This window comes from Empedobacter sp. UBA2044, assembly GCF_002333005.1.
In the GTDB taxonomy this organism is placed as follows: domain Bacteria; phylum Bacteroidota; class Bacteroidia; order Flavobacteriales; family Weeksellaceae; genus Empedobacter; species Empedobacter falsenii_B.
Genome location: NZ_DDBA01000053.1, coordinates 1 through 17,974 on the forward strand (window position 1 = coordinate 1; position 17,974 = coordinate 17,974).

At 32.7% G+C, this 17,974-nt stretch carries 13 protein-coding genes; 8 read left to right on the forward strand and 5 right to left on the reverse strand.

Annotated features, from left to right (window positions below):
• Positions 1-387 precede the first annotated feature (387 nt).
• Entirely contained in the window at positions 388-1,443 is a 1,056-nt protein-coding gene (gene thiL, locus B4E59_RS08960) for a thiamine-phosphate kinase (RefSeq protein ID WP_125349928.1), read from the reverse strand.
• A gap of 4 nt (positions 1,444-1,447) precedes the next feature.
• Positions 1,448-1,954 carry an acyl-CoA thioesterase gene (locus B4E59_RS08965; protein WP_114998316.1) on the reverse strand — a complete coding sequence of 169 codons (507 nt, stop codon included), beginning with the start codon at positions 1,952-1,954 and terminating at the stop codon, positions 1,448-1,450.
• Positions 1,955-2,119: 165 nt separating this feature from the next.
• Here B4E59_RS08965 and B4E59_RS08970 point away from each other — a divergent pair, with 165 nt between their 5' ends.
• The 5 genes from B4E59_RS08970 (at position 2,120) to B4E59_RS08990 (ending at position 8,122) form a co-directional block, all read left to right on the forward strand.
• Positions 2,120-2,947, forward strand: a complete 828-nt coding sequence (locus tag B4E59_RS08970; protein WP_114998314.1) for a universal stress protein — start codon at positions 2,120-2,122, stop codon at positions 2,945-2,947.
• A 107-nt stretch (positions 2,948-3,054) separates the two neighbouring features.
• The gene (locus B4E59_RS08975; protein WP_291046264.1) at positions 3,055-3,891 is read left to right on the forward strand and encodes a universal stress protein; all 837 of its coding nucleotides are present in this window, start codon (positions 3,055-3,057) and stop codon (positions 3,889-3,891) included.
• Positions 3,892-3,960: 69 nt separating this feature from the next.
• Positions 3,961-5,172 (forward strand): BaiN/RdsA family NAD(P)/FAD-dependent oxidoreductase, encoded by a 1,212-nt coding sequence (locus B4E59_RS08980; RefSeq protein WP_286495449.1) that lies wholly within the window; start codon positions 3,961-3,963, stop codon positions 5,170-5,172.
• A gap of 138 nt (positions 5,173-5,310) precedes the next feature.
• Entirely contained in the window at positions 5,311-6,543 is a 1,233-nt protein-coding gene (locus tag B4E59_RS08985; RefSeq protein WP_221854422.1) for an OmpP1/FadL family transporter, read from the forward strand.
• Positions 6,544-6,550: 7 nt separating this feature from the next.
• Positions 6,551-8,122, forward strand: coding sequence for an SGNH/GDSL hydrolase family protein (locus B4E59_RS08990; RefSeq protein WP_286495448.1), 1,572 nt, complete (start codon positions 6,551-6,553; stop codon positions 8,120-8,122).
• Positions 8,123-8,192: 70 nt separating this feature from the next.
• On the opposite strand, the gene fbp is transcribed toward B4E59_RS08990, so the two are convergent.
• The gene (fbp, locus tag B4E59_RS08995) at positions 8,193-9,209 is read right to left on the reverse strand and encodes a class 1 fructose-bisphosphatase (RefSeq protein ID WP_114998305.1); all 1,017 of its coding nucleotides are present in this window, start codon (positions 9,207-9,209) and stop codon (positions 8,193-8,195) included.
• Positions 9,210-9,402: 193 nt separating this feature from the next.
• Between fbp and B4E59_RS09000 the strand changes: the two genes are divergently transcribed.
• Positions 9,403-10,644 (forward strand): aspartate kinase, encoded by a 1,242-nt coding sequence (locus B4E59_RS09000; RefSeq protein ID WP_219034269.1) that lies wholly within the window; start codon positions 9,403-9,405, stop codon positions 10,642-10,644.
• Positions 10,645-12,510: a lysophospholipid acyltransferase family protein gene (locus tag B4E59_RS09005; protein ID WP_219034268.1), complete on the forward strand. Its 1,866-nt coding sequence runs from the start codon at positions 10,645-10,647 to the stop codon at positions 12,508-12,510.
• A gap of 76 nt (positions 12,511-12,586) precedes the next feature.
• Here the strand turns inward: B4E59_RS09005 and B4E59_RS09010 are convergent, their stop codons facing one another.
• Together B4E59_RS09010 and argH are read right to left on the reverse strand one after the other, a co-directional pair.
• Positions 12,587-12,790 (reverse strand): hypothetical protein, encoded by a 204-nt coding sequence (locus tag B4E59_RS09010; RefSeq protein ID WP_291052585.1) that lies wholly within the window; start codon positions 12,788-12,790, stop codon positions 12,587-12,589.
• 225 nt (positions 12,791-13,015) lie between these two features.
• Positions 13,016-14,317: an argininosuccinate lyase gene (gene argH / locus B4E59_RS09015; RefSeq protein ID WP_219034266.1), complete on the reverse strand. Its 1,302-nt coding sequence runs from the start codon at positions 14,315-14,317 to the stop codon at positions 13,016-13,018.
• Between the two features lie 718 nt (positions 14,318-15,035).
• Between argH and B4E59_RS09020 the strand changes: the two genes are divergently transcribed.
• Complete coding sequence (locus B4E59_RS09020) at positions 15,036-17,798, forward strand: bifunctional aconitate hydratase 2/2-methylisocitrate dehydratase (RefSeq protein ID WP_286495447.1); 2,763 nt, start codon at positions 15,036-15,038, stop codon at positions 17,796-17,798.
• Positions 17,799-17,974 lie beyond the last annotated feature (176 nt).

Genomic DNA, 17,974 nt, shown 5'->3' on the forward strand with positions numbered 1-17,974 from the left:
ATTTTTTCAGGACGTTACAAAACCTAGAATTAAATAAGAATTATTAGGATTAATACGTTCATTATGTTTTTCTCCTAATTCAATAAAAGTATCAACTGTTTTTTTTAGTTGTTTGCTCTTATAAGTAGAATTGAATGTTGATGAACATGAACAAAAAAATAGAATAAATGAAAGTAAAAAGTATTTCATAAGTGGTTAATTAATAGAACTAAATTACAACTTATTTCAACTAAAAAAGCATCCAATTTCTTGAATGCTTTTTGATTTTATTATTTTGAAGAGAAGCTGAAATGAAATCAGCTTGACACGTTTTGTTTTGATAATTCGTTAAGTCATCTGAACTCGTTTAAGGATCACATTTTTTAATTAGCGAATTATCTCATTAACCTATTCTTCTTCCGTTTCAACTCCCCAACCTTGTGCAGTTAATGGAACCATTTGCTCACTTCCACGAGTAATCAAATAGTTTTCTTCGTTTTTACCAGTTACATGACCAATTACCGTTAAATGTGGATTTCCTTTGATTTTTTCAAAATCTTTTTGATCAATTGTAAACAATAATTCGTAATCTTCTCCACCGCTTAAAGCACATGTGATTGGATTGATTTTGAATTCTTCGGCTGTGCGAATAACAACAGAATCTAACGGGATTTTTTCTTCGTATATATTAATTCCAACACCACTTTCTTTTGAGATATGAATAATTTCAGAAGATAATCCGTCCGAAATATCAATCATAGAAGTTGGTTTAACTTTCAACTCTTTCAAAAGATTGATAATATCCAAACGCGCTTCAGGTTTTAATTGACGTTCAATTAAATATGAATAATTTTCGAAATCTGGTTGATTATTAGGATTCACTTTTGAAACTTGCGCTTCGCGTTCCAAAACTTGCAAACCAAGAAAAGAAGCACCTAAATCTCCAGAAAGAACAACCAAATCATTTTCCTTCGCACCATTTCTATAAGTCAAATCTTTTTCTGGAGCCGAGCCAATTGCAGTCATACTCAAAACAAGTCCGCTAACAGAAGAAGTTGTATCGCCTCCAACAATATCGATATTGTATTTATCGCAAGCGTATTTCATTCCGTTGTAAATTTCGTCCACAGCTTCTATCGTAAAACGATTCGAAATTGCCATCGAAATCAACAATTGTTTTGGAATAGCATTCATCGCCAAAATATCACTAATTGCCGTCACAACCGCTTTGTACCCCAAGTGACGTAAAGGCATATACGACCAGCTAAAATTTACGCCTTCTACTAACATATCAGTAGAAACCACAATTTTCTCTTTTTTATAATCAAGAACAGCCGCATCGTCACCAATTCCTTTGATAGAACTTTCTAATTTGATTGGAAAACCTTCTTTGATTTGGTTAATTAAACCAAATTCTCCAATTTCGGCTAAACTTGTTTTTGAAACGTTTTTATCTTCTAACATGATTTTATTTTTGAGTAAAGATTGAAGGATCTATATTTTCTGAACGAAAAGGTAAATTGATAATGTCCTGTTTCGACATTGTTTTGACGGTTTGTCCTTCAAATGATTTTTTAATATTTTCTAACATTTCTGTTGGTGGTGCTTGCATTTTTCTTTTCGACATCGAAAACCAAACACCTGTCAATTCAGAATGGCAAAGATGTACACCATCTTGGTTATATAAATTATGAATAAATTGATAAATCATTCCATCTTCCGACATTCCACCAATTTCTACCGAAATATAAATTTCTTCACCTTCCATAGCTTCCTTAAAAAAAGAAAATTGTTCGTGCAAAATAGCTGGTCCAATTCCATATTCCTCCAAATTTTTCATCGAAATGCCATAATCTCTCAAAAAAGCAATACGTGCAAAACTTGTAAAATTCATATACGAAGCGTTCGCTAAATGGCGATTAGCATCCAAATCTGACCATCGAATAATGGTTTTTTGAAAATATTTATTATTCATGAATTGAAAAATTATTTAAGGTACAAAGTTACGGATTACTATTTATACGAAAATGATAATATTTTTAATCATCGTAAATAATAAAAAACAATAAGATTTAACATCAAATTAAAATATAGATATTTAATAATTTGTATCTTTAAAAAGCTATTAAACAGACAGATTATGAAAAAAATATTATTTCCAACAGATTTTTCAGAAACAGCAAATAATGCGTTTTTGTATGCGTTAAATTTAGCCGAAAATCAAAATGCAGAATTATATGTTTTGCATGCTTTTCAGTATCCAATGGTAAGTGGAGGAATCGATGCTGGTATTTTGCAAGATGTTTATAATACAATTGAATTAAATAATTTCGAGAATTTAAAAGATCATATTCCGTTCTTGAGAAAAATGGCTGAGGATAATGGTTTTGCAAATGTTGATTTGAAATTTTTCGTAAAAGAAGGAATGCTTTCGTTTGTATTGCCAACATTTATCGAAGATGAAAAAGTGGATTTTGTAGTAATGGGAACGACTGGAAATACAGGATTTGATAAAGTCCTTTTTGGTTCGAATACGATGAATGCAATAAAACATCTTAAAATTCCGGTATTGAGCGTGCCAAATGGTTACGAATTCAAAGGAATAAATAATATTGGATTTACGACAATTTTCCAAGATAAAGACCGCAAAGCCTTAGATTATTTAACCGAAATTGCTTATCGCTATAAAGCAAAAGTGCATTGCTTACACGTTTCGAAAGATGGAAATTACGATATTCCGACGCTTAATCATTGGAAAGAATATTATAAAGATGAACCTGTAGATTTTTTTATTTATACTGCGGATGAATCTGTAGATGCAGTTTTGGAATTTATTAAAGAAGAAAAAATTGATTTGTTGACAGTAGTTAGCCGTAACAAAGGCTTCTTCGAGAAATTATTTTCACCAAGTTTTACAAAGAAAATTTTGACACAACACAACGTGCCTTTGTTTGTTTTCCACGAATAAGATAATTTATACTGAATATACAAAAAGCTTAATCTGTAGAAATAGATTGAGCTTTTTTCGTGTTGAAATAAAATTATTCGTAACTTTTGAGTACAAAACACGAAAAGATGAAAAAAATATTGTTCCCGACAGATTTCTCAGAAACAGCTAATAACGCCTTTTTATATGCACTAAATCTTGCAAAAAGTATCGATGCACAAGTTTATGTGTTGCATGTTTACGAATTGCCAATGATTACAGGAAGTTTGAGTGCTGGATTGATTCAGAATGTATATGAAACGGTAGAATTAGGAAGTTTTGACAACTTCAAAGATAATATTCCGCAATTAAGACAAATAGCTGTTGAAAATGATTTGAATGAAATTCCAATCAAATTTATCTTAGAAGAAGGAAATTTCTTATATATTTTACGTGAAATTATTGGAGAAGAAAGCGTTGATTTTGTAGTGATGGGAACAGACGGAAATTCAGGAATAGAAAAAATGCTTTTCGGTTCGAATACGATAAATGCGATTACGTCGATGAAAGTTCCAATTCTTAGTATTCCGCATGGAATGTCTTTCAAAGGATTTAAGAATATTGGTTTTACTACTGTTTTTGATCAAAAAGATAAAGATGCATTGAAGTATTTGATCGAAATTGCAAATCGTCATCATGCAAAAATTCATTGCATGCACGTTTCGAAAGACGGAAAATTTAATCAACAAGCGATGAAAGATTGGCAAGATCAGTTTGCTGGAGATCCAATTGTATTTGAAGTTTATCATGATGCAGATCCTGTAAATGCGGTGTTGGATTTTATCAAGGAAAAACAAATAGATTTGTTGACGGTTGTAAGCCGCAATAAAGGGTTTTTTGATAAGATTTTTTCACCAGGATTTACAAAGAAAATTGCAAATAAAAATATTACACCTTTGTTCGTTTTTCATGAACAAAAAGTTTAGAAGGAGATGTGAAAACATTTCCTTTTTTTATCAAAAATTCTGTTAAAAATAAAACTTTACCTTTGTCTCGTGAAAAGAATAGCCATAGTAGGAGGTGGTGCCGCAGGATATTTTGTTGCTGCAAACCTTGGAAAAACTGTAGGACAACAAACTATATTGTTTGAACAAGCAAATTTACCGCTTCAAAAAGTACGCATTTCGGGCGGAGGAAGATGTAATGTTACGCATGCATGTTTTGATCCGCTTGATTTGGTCGAGTTTTATCCGCGTGGAAGAAAGGAATTATTAAGTGTTTTTTACACGTTTCAACCGGGTGATACAATGGCTTGGTTTGATGAGCGCGGAGTAGAATTGAAAATAGAAGACGATAACCGTATTTTTCCAGTTAGCGATTCTTCACTTTCGATTATAGAGGCTTTGACAAAAGCGGTTGATAAAAATAAAGTTCAGCTTAATTTCTCAGACGGTGTGCAAGAAATTAATAAAGTTGATGGTGGTTATGAATTGATAACAAAATCAGGAAAACATTTTTTCGAAACGGTGATTGTGACAACAGGAAGTACGCCTAAATTTTGGAAAAGTTTGAAAAATATAGGTTTGAAAATCGTTCAACCAGTTCCTTCTTTATTCACGTTTAATTGCAAAGATCCTCGAATTGAAGGATTGATGGGAATTTCTTTCGATAATGCTGAAGTCAAAATCAATCAACAAAAATTAGAAGAAGAAGGTCCGTTACTAATTACGCATTGGGGATTTAGTGGACCAGCGATTTTGAGATTATCGGCTTGGGGTGCTTTAAAATTGAATGAAAGCAATTATAAATTCGAAACTGAAATCAATTTTGTAAATCAATCTAAAGACGAAATCATTTCATTTTTGAATGATAAAAAACAAGTTGATGCTAAGAAAAATGTGCATAAAAATAATCCATTCGATTTTCCGAAGCGTTTTTGGTTTAGTATTCTGAGCTATTGTAATATAGATGAAAACAAGGTTTATGCAGATTTATCGAAAAAACACATCGAAGCAATTGCAATAGAATTGACGCAAGGAAAATACCAAATTAATGGAAAAAGTACGTTCAAAGATGAGTTTGTAACGGCAGGCGGTGTCGATTTGAAAGAAATTGATTTTCATTCGATGCAAGCAAAAAAAATCCCACAATTGTTTATGGCTGGAGAGGTTTTAAATATTGATGCTATAACAGGTGGATTCAATTTTCAGGCATGTTGGTCTGAAGGTTATATTATATCTGAAAAAATCAAAGAAATTTATCAATAGTGTATATTTTACACGAATGTTATTCTGGCTGAAAGCCTTAATAGTAAAGATTTTTTCAAAATTTATTATGTTAACATAACGTTATTATAAAATTATGTTATTTTTGTTTAAAGGAATTATTAAAAACGAACAAAAAATATGAAGAAAATTTTCTTAACCTTAGCATTAATCGGCTTATCTTCTTCTGCATTTGCAGGTGGATACCGAGTTGCTTTACAAGGAGTTCGCCAAGCAGCATTGGGGGGAACTTCTGCAACACAAACTCACGATGCGAGTGTTGCGTTTTATAATCCTGCAGGTTTAGCTTTTGTTGATAGTAAATTGAGTATTGCTGTCGGAGGTTTTGGTGTAAAAACTGACGTAAAATGGCAAGATCCAATGACGTTACAAAAAGCAGAAACAGATAGTAAATTAGGAACACCAATGTATTTGGCAGTTAGTTACAAGCCTGTAGATGATTTAGCAATTGGATTGAGTGTTACGACGCCTTTTGGTAGTTCGGTTACGTGGCCAGAAGATTGGCAAAACAAAGCAAATATTACACATATTGACTTGAAAGCATTCAATATTCAGCCAACGGTTGCATATCGTTTTTCTGACTGGTTTAGTTTGGGTGTAGGTTTCATTTATACACACGGAACAGCTAAATTAGAGAAAGTACAAACAGTTGCTGGAAATGATATTAAACTTAAATTAGAGGATAAAGATGCCCATGGTTTAGGATTTAATGTTGGAGCAATGTTCAAGCCAACAGATAAATTTGGAGTTGGAATTGCGTACCGTTCTAATGTAGATGTTTCTGCAAACAAAGGTGATGTTACATGGTCGAATGTTCCTTCTGGAATTGCATCTAATGTACCTTTTAATACAGATAAATGGAATACAACTTTACCATTACCATCAGAGTTTACATTTGGGATGTCATACAAAGTTTTACCACAATTAGAACTTTTTGGAGATGTAGTTTGGCAAAACTGGACACGTTACAAAAGTTTAGATATCAATTTATATAATGATGCTTCTAATACTTTCTACACATCATCTTCTACGAAAAACTGGAAAGACAATACATTATTCCGTTTTGGAGCTGAGTATACTTTCAGCGAGATGATTGTTGGACGTGTTGGTTATTATCACGATAAATCACCAGTGCCATCAGCTTATTGGTCATCAGAAACACCAAGTTCTAACTTAAATTCAGTTTCAGCTGGATTAGGATTTAGATTCGAGTCAGGATTTAATGTTGATTTATTTGGATCATATGTAAAAGGAGACGAAAGACATATTGATAATATTCAACAAAACTTCTCTGGAGATGTTAAAATGCGTGCTATAAACTTTGGTTTAGGCGTATCGTACAACTTAAAATAAGACAAAAATGAAACACTTAAATAAAATAGTATTAGTTGCATTAGCTGCTACGATGTTTAACTGTAGCGAAGATTTCGAACATCCAATTGAAGATATTCAAGTTTCTGCTGGTGAAGCAAACTTTTCTACATATATCGCATTAGGAAACTCGTTAACTTCTGGTTATAGAGATAATGCATTGTACAAATCTGGACAAGAAAATTCTTACCCAAACATGTTAGCTGGATTGATGAAAGCTGCAGGAGGAGGAGAATTTAAAATTCCATATATGTCAAATGATACAGGTGGATTTACTGATTTACCAGGTTTTCCAGGTAAATTGAATTTACAAATTGTAAATGGAGCTTTAACACCAGTTCCAAGTGCTGCGGGTGGAGCTTTAGATATCTTAGCAGATAAAGGAAAGTTTCAAAATATGGGAGTTCCAGGTGCTAAGTCTTATCATTTAGTTGCGCCAGGTTATGGAAATCCAGCAGGCTTAAAAACTGATCCAGCAACAGCGAATCCTTATTTTGTACGTTTTGCAAGTGGTGCGACAACTTCTGTAGTTGCAGATGCAGTTGCTCAAAAGCCAACATTTTTCTCTTATTGGATTGGGAACAATGATGTATTAGGTTATGCAACATCTGGAGGAGTTGGAGTAGATCATAATGAAACAAATAATGTTGATCCAAGAACTTATGGAAGTAATGATATTTCTAATGTAAATGTGGTAAAATCTACAATTAATGATGGATTAAAAGCATTAACATCGGTAGGAGCAAAAGGAGTTATTGCAAATATTCCTTCTGTAACATCTATTCCATATTTTACAACGGTTCCATACGCACCTTTATCACCAGCAAATCCAAGTTTTGCACCAATGATTGATGAATTGAATGCAACTTATGCAGGATTAAATCAAGTATTTGATGCAGTTGGTGCTTCAGAAAGAAAAATTTCTTTTTCTAAGACTGCTGCAAGTGCTGTAGTAATTAAAGATAAAGATTTAGCGGATTTATCAACAACGATTACTGCTGCATTAATTAAAGCAGGATATGATACTGGTACTGCAACTTTGTTTGGAATTACTTATGGACAAGCTCGTCAAGCAACAGCAAAAGATTTATTGGTTTTGACTTCTTCATCTGTAATTGGAAAAGTTGACACAAATAGAGTTGCAGAATTAATGAAGTTAGGGTTAACTCAAGAGAAAGCTGGTAAATTATCAGTAGTAGGTGTTAGTTATCCAATGACAGATAATTATGTATTAACAGCAAAAGAAACTGCGAAAGCAGAAGCAGCTGTAGTTAAATACAATGCAGCAATTGCGGAGTTAGCAACTGCTTATAATTTAGCTTTAGTTGATGCATATTCTGAAATGAAAAAATTAAGTTCTCAATCAGGGATTAAATATTACGGACAAACATATACAACAACTTTCGTTTCTGGTGGAGCGTTCTCATTAGATGGAGTTCACTTAACTGGAACTGGATATGCAATTGTCGCAAATATGTTTGCTGATGCAATCAACCAAAAATATCATTCAACTTTAAGACACGTTTACCCAGGAAATTATCCAGGTATTGCAATTCCTTAATTGAATGTTTAGATAACAAAAAAATCCGCTCATCGAGCGGATTTTTTATTATTTATGTTTTTTGAAATGATTATTTCAATTCTTCATTTCGCATAAATTCTTCTGCTTTTTCGACCATATTTTTCGATCCGCAAAAGAAAGGAATACGTTGGTGTAATTCTGTAGGTTCAATATCCATAATGCGTTGGAAACCGTCAGAAGCTTTTCCTCCTGCTTGTTCCGCGATAAAAGCCATCGGGTTGCATTCGTACAATAAACGTAATTTTCCGTTCGGATTATTTGTTCCAGAAGGATAAATATAAATTCCTCCTTTCAGCATGTTTCGGTGAAAATCTGAGCATAAAGAACCAATGTAACGAGAAGTGTACGGACGATCTTCCTCATCTGCCTGACAGTATTTGATGTAATTTTTAACCCCTTGAGGGAATTTTACATAATTACCTTCGTTAACTGAATAAATGTGTCCATCTTCTGGAATACACATATTTGGATGAGATAAATAGAACGTTCCGATTCCTGGGTTCAATGTAAATCCATTTACACCATTTCCTGTTGTATAAACTAACATTGTCGATGTTCCATAAATTACATATCCCGCAGCAACTTGCTTATTTCCTGGTTGTAAGAAATCTGCTTTTGTAACAGGTGTTCCAGGTTCAGAAACACGGTGGTAGATTGAGAAAATTGTTCCAACAGAAACATTTACGTCGATGTTTGATGAGCCATCAAGTGGATCAATCAACACAACATATTTACTGTTTTTTGAATTTTTTGAAGGTTGAATCGCGATAAAATCTTCGTTTTCTTCCGAAGCAATACCACAAACAACTTCGCGTTGCGACAACGTTTCGATAAACGTATCGTTTGCGAAAACATCTAATTTTTGTTGTTTTTCTCCTTGGACATTTTCATTTCCGAATTCGCCTAAGATATTTACAAGTCCTGCTTTGTTTACTTTATAATTAACAACTTTTGTAGCTAATTTAATAGAACTCAGTAATCTAGATAATTCTCCGGATGAGTAAATAAAATCTGCTTGATTTTCTATGATAAACTCTCCAAGAGTTTGATGAGAATTAGTATTCATAATTATGTTTTGCTGGTCAAATATCGGAATAATAACTCAATTTTATATCATTTCAAACGTTTGAAATTAATCTAAATACGTGAAAATCATCATTCAAATTTATTTTTTATTTTAATTAAAATCGGTCAACATATAAAGTGTAGTTTGGTTATATTTGCAAGTTAAATATTTACAAAAAAAAGTTTTTATAGAAATGAAAGTTTTCAAATTCGGTGGTGCTTCGGTGAAAGATGCAGCCGGCGTTAGAAATGTTGCGAGTTTATTGCAATCTGTTGGTTACGAAAATACATGTATCATTGTTTCTGCTATGGGCAAGACAACAAATGCATTGGAAGAGGTAGTCAAACGCTATTTTGAAAAACAAGATTTCGAAAAAACAATTAACGAAGTAAAAGAACAGCACATTGCTTTAGCGACAGAATTATTTGATAATCCAGCTGAGGTTTCTAACGAAATTTCGCAATTTTTTGATGATATTGTTTCGTTTTTAAGACGTAACAAATCACCAAATTATAGCTATGTGTATGATCAAGTGGTTTGTTGTGGAGAATTAATTTCGACAAAAATCATCAGTATGTATCTTAATTCGATACAAATTAATAACGAATGGTTAGATGTTCGCGATTATATCAAAACAGATAATACATATCGTGAAGGAAAAGTAAATTGGGCATTAACAGAAGAAAGTATTAAACGTTTACCAAACACAGGTTTGTTTATTACCCAAGGTTTCTTAGGTTCTGATCCTAACTTTTTCACAACAACTTTAGGGCGTGAAGGTTCAGATTATTCTGCGGCGATTTTTGCTTATTGTTTAAATGCGGATAACATGACGATTTGGAAAGATGTTCCTGGAGTTTTGAATGCTGATCCACGTTATTTTGATAATGCTGAGCTGTTAAATCATATTTCATATGAAGAAGCAATAGAGTTGGCGTATTATGGTGCATCTGTTATTCACCCGAAAACGTTACAGCCGCTTCAACAAAAAGAAATTCCTTTCTTCGTAAAATCATTTATTAATCCTACAGAAGCAGGAACAGAGGTAGCGAAAGGTCAACCATTAGATCCAAAAGTACCTTGTTTTATCCTAAAAAGAGAGCAACATTTGATTCGTTTATCAAGTAAAGATTTCTCTTTTATTACAGAAGATAAATTGAGCGGAATTTTCAATAAACTATATGATTATCAAATCAAAGTAAATTTGATGCAAAATTCAGCAATTTCATTATCTTTATGTTTGGAGGATAAATATGACAACTTAGAAAAGTTTGTTGCAGATATGAACGAAGAGTATAAAGTGCAGGAAGAAAACAATGTTTTATTGTACACAATTCGCCATTTCGATGCAGATTCTGACAAAGTTGTTTCAAAAGAAAAAGAATTATTGCGACAAACAGTGCGCGAAACATTACAAATAGTTGTTAAAGCTTAAATGAGTTTAATCACGACACAAGATATCTATTCAGCTTCGGGTCTTTCTAAAATTGGTGTTTTAGGAAAACCTGTGGCTTGGGCATTGAAAAAAATTTTCAGTATAGATCAGTTAAACGATTTGTACAATCGTGGAAAGCATTTGCAATGCGAACCTTTTTTGGATTATTTGATTGATGATTTGGGAATGGATTACGAAATCCATGAAGAAGATTTAAAACGTATTCCAAAAGAAGGACCTTTTATTATTATTTCTAATCATCCGCTTGGAGCGTTGGATGGAATTATTTTGATGCATTTTATGTCAAAAATTCGTCCTGATTTCAAGGTAATGGGTAATTTTTTATTGCAAAAAATTAAACCATTAGAACCTATGATTATTCCAGTTAATCCTTTCGAAACACGTAAAGATGCATACAGTAGCCTTTCAGGAATGCGCGATGCATTAAAATTGTTAAGAGCTGGAGGTTGTTTAGGGATTTTTCCTGCGGGAGAAGTTTCTTATCGAGATGACGAAAGTAGAATTATTGACAGAGAATGGCAAGAATCAGCGATGAAGTTGATCAAAAAAGCGAAAGTTCCTGTTGTTCCAATGTTTTTTAGAGCGCGAAATAGTAATATTTTTTACCGTGTAGCGAAGATTCATCCAGATTTTCAAACGGCAATGTTGCCAGCTGAAATGATGAAGAAAAGAACACGACCAATTCAGATTCGTATTGGAAAACCAATTTTACAAAAACAACAAGACGAGCATGTGTCTATAGAAGATTATTCTGAGTTTTTGAGAAAGAAAACATACATGCTTTCGTCTTATTACAAACAAAAAAGAAGTTTAACTCAAGTATTGAAAAACCCTTCGAATATTGAGTTGAAAATGCCGAATTTACCAAGCTTATCTTCTTCTAGTAAAAAGGTTAAGCCGATTATTTCGGAAACAGCTTTAGACTTATTAATTCAAGATATTGAAACTTTACGAAAAGATGAACAAGCATTATTGTTTACAAATAATAATTACGAATGTTTCTTTTCTACAGCTCAACAAATTCCAAATATATTAAGGGAAATTGGTCGTTTACGCGAGATAACATTCCGTGCGATAGGTGAAGGTACAAATGATGAAATTGACCTTGATCGATTTGATAATCATTATCACCATTTATTTTTGTGGGATAAGGATACGAATAAAATTGTTGGAGCATATCGTATGGCGATTGGTTCGGAAGTGTATGAAAAATATGGAATTAATGGATTTTATGTTCATGAATTATTCAATTTTGATCCAGAAATTCATCCATTTTTCAAGAAATGTATCGAAATGGGACGTGCTTTCGTTTCAGCTGAATATCAACAAAAGCCGATGCCATTGTTCTTATTATGGAGAGGAATTGTGCATGTAACGTTGAGAAATCCAAATCAGAAATTTATTATTGGAGGAGTGAGTATTAGTAATCAGTTTTCTGATTTCTCAAAATCTTTGATGATCGAATTTATGAAATCTCATTATTACGATTCTACTGTAGCGCAGTATGTGAGAGCAAAAAATGAGTTTAAGGTTAAGCTGAAAGAGGAAGATAAAGAATTTATTTTCGATGAATCTGAAGCTGATTTGAATAAATTTGATAAGTTAATTGATGAGCTTGAGCCAAATATGTTGAGATTACCTGTTTTGATTAAGAAATACATCAAACAAAACGCAAAAGTGATTGCTTTCAATGTTGATCCAAAATTTAATGATGCAATTGATGGCTTAATGTATATTAGAGTTTCTGATATTCCAGAATCTACTGTTCGCCCTGTTTTAGAGGATATTCAAGCAGAACTTGATAAAAAAATACAATCAGGAAAATTTGACGGAAATCTACTTTAAGATTCATGATGAATTTATAACATAAAAAATGCGCTCAACCTAGTTGAGCGCATTTATATTTTAGCTTCGCTATAAATTATTTAGCAACTGCTGTAGAATCAGCTACTGGAGCAACTGCTGTAGAATCAGTTGGAGCAACTGCTGTAGAATCGTTAGCTGCTGTAGCTAAAGAATCAACTGCTGGTGCTTCTTCTACTGGTGCTTCTTCAGTTTTCTCTCCACAAGATACTGCTCCTAATGATAAAGCTGCTACTGCAACTACTGCGAAAAATTTTTTCATCTTTTTAAATTTTAATCGATTAATTTGATATGTCAAAGTTAGAATGATTTTGACCTGATATAATAAAAAATGATTGTAATTATTTTGTAAAACATTTTTTATTTTACAAAATATAGAATTACAATTATTTAAACGTTTATATTTTCTGAAATTATAAAATTTATAAGACAAAAAAATCCTCAAATTCTATAATTTTGAGGATGATTTTTGACTTATTACAAGTGTTTATTTTAAAACTTGTGCTTCTAATTTGAATTTTTCGATTTTATTTGAAATTAAATCCAATCTCAAATTATGAATACTTCCGATATGCGAAGTCTGAAATTCTTTGTGTGGTATATATGTTCCATTTTCTACAGATAAACCAACTTCTTTGTAAGCATCACGGAAAGGTGTTCCATTCTTAATCGCTTCATTAATATTTTCAACGGTATAAATCGGATCATATTTATCCTGATTCATATAGTTATCTTTAATCTGAAGTTGAGGAATCGCAAATGTTAAGATGTCAATAATATTATCAAATTGCATCATTGGTTCGAATAATATTTCTTTCAATATTTGATAATCACGGTGATATCCACTTGGAAGATTATTGATCGTCATCATAATATCATTCGGCAACGCCTGAATTCTATTGCAATGCGCACGAGTTAACTCAAACACATCTGGGTTTTTCTTGTGCGGCATAATCGATGAACCTGTTGTCATTTCGTTTGGCAACTTCACAAAAGCTAAATCTTGTGAATTGTATAAAACCAAATCGTACGACATTTTAGACAACGTTCCACAAATCATTGCCAAAGCTGTTGCGACAGATTTTTCTGTTTTTCCACGAAGCATTTGTGCACCAACAGAAGAAACTAAGATTTCTGAAAAACCTAATTCTTGTGTTGTTTGCAAACGATCAATTGGGAAACTTGTTCCGAAACCTGCACCAGAACCCAAAGGATTTTGATCAGAAATTTTATATGCAGCCTCAAAAAAGTATAAATCCGTCAACAAACTTTCTGCATATGCCGAAAACCACATTCCAAAACTACTTGGCATTGCCGCCTGAAAATGTGTGTATCCTGGTAATTGATGATTCTTGAATTCGTCTGCTTTTTGTAAGAAAATCTCAATTAAATTGACAATTTTTTCAGTTGTATGTTTTAAATACTCTTTCTTAAAAAGTTGAATTGCAACCAAAACTTGATCATTTCGAGAACGTGCAACGTGAATTTTTTTTCCAGCATCGCCAGTTTTTTCAATTAAATAAGCTTCAATTTTTGAATGTATATCTTCGAAATTTTCGTCGACTTCGAAATTATTTTCCGCAATCAGAACCAAAACTTCATCCAAAGCAATTTGCAACGCATCATTTTCTTCATTGGTAATCAAACCTGTTTTTGCCAGCATATTTGCCTGCGCTTTCGACGCTAATGCATCGTATTTCGCAAGATGAGCATCTAATTCTCTGTCTTTTCCAACAGTAAATTTTTCGATTTTATCATTAATGGTAAAACCTTTATCCCAAAGTTTCATATCTATAATAATGAATTAAGGGCGCAAAGTTAGTAAAAAGTTGCATAATATCTCATTAAACTTGTATAATTATTAATAATCATAAATATTTATTCATATTGAATATTTTTGATTGTTTTTTGAGAATGTTTAGACGATTGATAGCATTTTGAAAGATTGATTATTGAATGTTTATTAATATTTCGAAATAATTCAATTTCGTAAAAAAATGACCCAAAAATTATGGAGTTGATATTTTAAGAACCTTTTAATTTATAACTTCTATTTATTTACGTTTAAAACATTGTTAAAGTGAAATTTAGACCTTTTTTATAATAATTCTAAATTATTGAAATATAACTAAAATATATCATTCTTTGATGAAAAATCTTTACTATAAACGTAATTTTGTGTACCAATTTATAGCTAAACGCGTATTTGTTTAGATGATTGTTAATGTAAGTTTTAGAATAAAACTCTGACTCAAATGCTTATGAGTGTTGAGTTTGTGTGAGTTAAATTATTAAAAATTACCCTTCGAAAAAATTACATACTTAGTTTGTATTCTGATAACAGTGGTTACCTATGCCAAAAATGATTTTTGTTGAAAATAATTTTTGCATAAGATGTGACGATACAGCGAAGTGTTATTATATAATTCATTTTGATTGGATGAAATCAGGTGTAAGTAGCTTGGTTTTAAACAATCTTTAATATTAAAAAGAAAAGATAGATAATTATGAGTCTTTACCAAGAGTATCTTAACGAGATTGAAGAAAGAAAAGGTCAAGGTTTACATCCAAAACCAATTGATGGTGCAGAATTACTAAGTGAAATCATTAATCAAATTAAAGATGTTAACAACGAATACCGCGAGGATTCTGTTAAATTCTTTATCTATAACACGTTGCCAGGAACAACTTCTGCTGCAGGTGTAAAAGCAAAATTTTTAAAAGAGATTATTTTAGGAGAAGCAACAGTTGCTGAAATTACACCAACATTTGCATTCGAATTGTTATCTCACATGAAAGGAGGACCATCTATTGAGGTTCTTTTAGACTTAGCTTTAGGAAATGATGAAGCAATTGCAAAACAAGCTGCTGAAGTTTTAAAAACACAAGTTTTCTTATACGATGCAGATACAGCTCGTTTAGCTGATGCTTACAAAGCAGGAAATGCAATTGCAAAAGATATTTTAGAAAGTTATGCAAAAGCAGAGTTCTTTACAGAATTGCCAGCTGTTGCTGAAGAAATAAAAGTTGTGACTTACATTGCTGCTGAGGGTGATATTTCTACAGATTTATTATCTCCAGGTAACCAAGCACACTCTCGTTCTGATAGAGAATTACACGGGAAATGTATGATTACTCCTGAAGCTCAAGCTGAAATTAAAGCTTTACAAGCGAAACATCCAGACGCTTCAGTAATGTTAATCGCTGAAAAAGGTACAATGGGAGTTGGGTCTTCTCGTATGTCGGGTGTAAATAACGTGGCTTTATGGACAGGTAAACAAGCATCTCCATATATTCCATTCGTAAATATTGCTCCAATTGTAGCGGGTACAAATGGTATTTCTCCTATCTTCTTAACTACTGTTGATGTAACTGGTGGTATCGGTATCGATTTAAAAAACTGGACTAAAAAAGTTGACGCTAACGGAGAAGTTGTTCGTAACGAAAACGGTGACCCAATTTTAGAAGAAGTTTATTCAGTAGCAACAGGTACTGTATTAACTATCAATACAAGAGAGAAAAAGTTATACAACGGAGATCAAGAATTAATTGATATCTCTAAAGCTTTAACTCCACAAAAAATGGAATTTATCAAGGCTGGTGGTTCTTACGCTATCGTATTTGGTAAAAAAATCCAAACTTTCGCAGCTAAAACTTTAGGAATTGAAGCTCCTGTAGTTTTCGCTCCTTCAAAAGAAGTTTCTATCGAAGGACAAGGATTAACTGCTGTTGAAAAAATCTTCAACAAAAATGCAGTTGGTGTTGCAGATGGAAAAGTATTACACGCAGGTTCAGACGTTCGTGTTGAAGTTAATATCGTTGGTTCTCAAGATACAACTGGTTTAATGACTGTGCAAGAATTAGAGTCTATGGCTGCTACAGTTATTTCTCCAATTCTTGATGGTGCTTACCAATCTGGTTGTCATACTGCTTCTGTATGGGATAAAAAAGCGCAAGCTAACATCCCTAAATTAATGAAATTCATGAACGAATTTGGGGTAATCACAGCACGTGACCCTAAAGGTGAATATCATGCAATGACTGACGTTATTCACAAAGTTTTAAATGATATCACGATTGACGAATGGGCTATCATTATTGGTGGTGACTCACACACACGTATGTCAAAAGGTGTTGCTTTCGGTGCCGATTCAGGTACGGTAGCTTTAGCTTTAGCAACTGGTGAAGCGTCTATGCCAATTCCAGAATCTGTTAAAGTAACATTCAAAGGTGAAATGAAACCATTTATGGATTTCCGTGATGTGGTTCACGCTACTCAAGCTCAAATGTTAAAACAATTTGACGGTGAAAACGTATTCCAAGGACGTGTAATCGAGGTTCATATCGGAACTTTATTAGCTGACCAAGCCTTCACATTTACTGACTGGACTGCAGAAATGAAAGCGAAAGCTTCTATCTGTATTTCTCAAGATGATACCTTAATTGAATCTTTAGAAATTGCTAAATCTCGTATCCAAATCATGATTGATAAAGGTATGGATAACAAAAATGCAGTTTTACAAGGTTTAATCAACAAAGCAAACAAACGTATCGAGGAAATTAAATCTTGTGAAAAACCAGCTTTACAACCAGATGCTAACGCTAAATATTACGCTGAAGTAGTAATTGACTTAGATATTATCGAAGAGCCAATGATTGCCGATCCAGACGTGAATAATGCTGATGTTTCTAAACGTTATACACACGATACAATCCGCGATTTAACTTACTATGGTGGTGATAAACACGTAGATTTAGGTTTCGTAGGGTCTTGTATGGTACACAAAGACGATTTAAAAATCGTTTCTCAAATGTTACGTAATGTAGAAAAAGCAAATGGTAAAGTTGAGTTTAAAGCTCCTTTAGTTGTTGCGGCACCTACTTACAACATCATCGACGAATTAAAAGCAGAAGGTGATTGGGAAATGTTACAAAAATACTCAGGATTTGAGTTTAGCGACTTATTGCCAAAATCTACTGCACGTACAGAATACGAAAACATTATGTACTTAGAGCGTCCTGGTTGTAACCTTTGTATGGGGAACCAAGAAAAAGCAGAAAAAGGAGATACAGTAATGGCTACATCTACACGTTTATTCCAAGGTCGTGTGGTTGAGGACCGTGATGGTAAAAAAGGAGAATCTTTATTAGCATCAACTCCAGTAGTTGTTTTATCAGCGATTTTAGGACGTATTCCTTCTATCGAAGAGTACAAAACTGCAGTTGAAGGTATTAACTTAACAAAGTTTAAACCAATTTCAATGAACTAATTGTTTGTAGAAAATGATATAATAAAGGCTAACATTTCGGTGTTAGCCTTTTTTTGTGATAAATATATAATATTGCAAATAAATAAGTTAGAATTGTTTTAAATAAGATTATTAGCACGGTAAAGAGTTAGTAGTTTACAAATAATTCAGTATATTGGGGTATGTTTTTTGATAAA

Excerpts from the sequence above, each read along its gene's own strand:
- B4E59_RS09020 (WP_286495447.1), top strand. The coding sequence starts at position 15,036 with ATGAGTCTTTACCAAGAGTATCTTAACGAGATTGAAGAAAGAAAAGGT.
- B4E59_RS09000 (WP_219034269.1), top strand. The coding sequence starts at position 9,403 with ATGAAAGTTTTCAAATTCGGTGGTGCTTCGGTGAAAGATGCAGCCGGC.
- fbp (WP_114998305.1), bottom strand. The coding sequence starts at position 9,209 with ATGAATACTAATTCTCATCAAACTCTTGGAGAGTTTATCATAGAAAAT.
- B4E59_RS08965 (WP_114998316.1), bottom strand. The coding sequence starts at position 1,954 with ATGAATAATAAATATTTTCAAAAAACCATTATTCGATGGTCAGATTTG.
- B4E59_RS09010 (WP_291052585.1), bottom strand. The coding sequence starts at position 12,790 with ATGAAAAAATTTTTCGCAGTAGTTGCAGTAGCAGCTTTATCATTAGGA.
- B4E59_RS08990 (WP_286495448.1), top strand. The coding sequence starts at position 6,551 with ATGAAACACTTAAATAAAATAGTATTAGTTGCATTAGCTGCTACGATG.
- thiL (WP_125349928.1), bottom strand. The coding sequence starts at position 1,443 with ATGTTAGAAGATAAAAACGTTTCAAAAACAAGTTTAGCCGAAATTGGA.
- B4E59_RS09005 (WP_219034268.1), top strand. The coding sequence starts at position 10,645 with ATGAGTTTAATCACGACACAAGATATCTATTCAGCTTCGGGTCTTTCT.
- B4E59_RS08975 (WP_291046264.1), top strand. The coding sequence starts at position 3,055 with ATGAAAAAAATATTGTTCCCGACAGATTTCTCAGAAACAGCTAATAAC.
- B4E59_RS08985 (WP_221854422.1), top strand. The coding sequence starts at position 5,311 with ATGAAGAAAATTTTCTTAACCTTAGCATTAATCGGCTTATCTTCTTCT.
- argH (WP_219034266.1), bottom strand. The coding sequence starts at position 14,317 with ATGAAACTTTGGGATAAAGGTTTTACCATTAATGATAAAATCGAAAAA.
- B4E59_RS08970 (WP_114998314.1), top strand. The coding sequence starts at position 2,120 with ATGAAAAAAATATTATTTCCAACAGATTTTTCAGAAACAGCAAATAAT.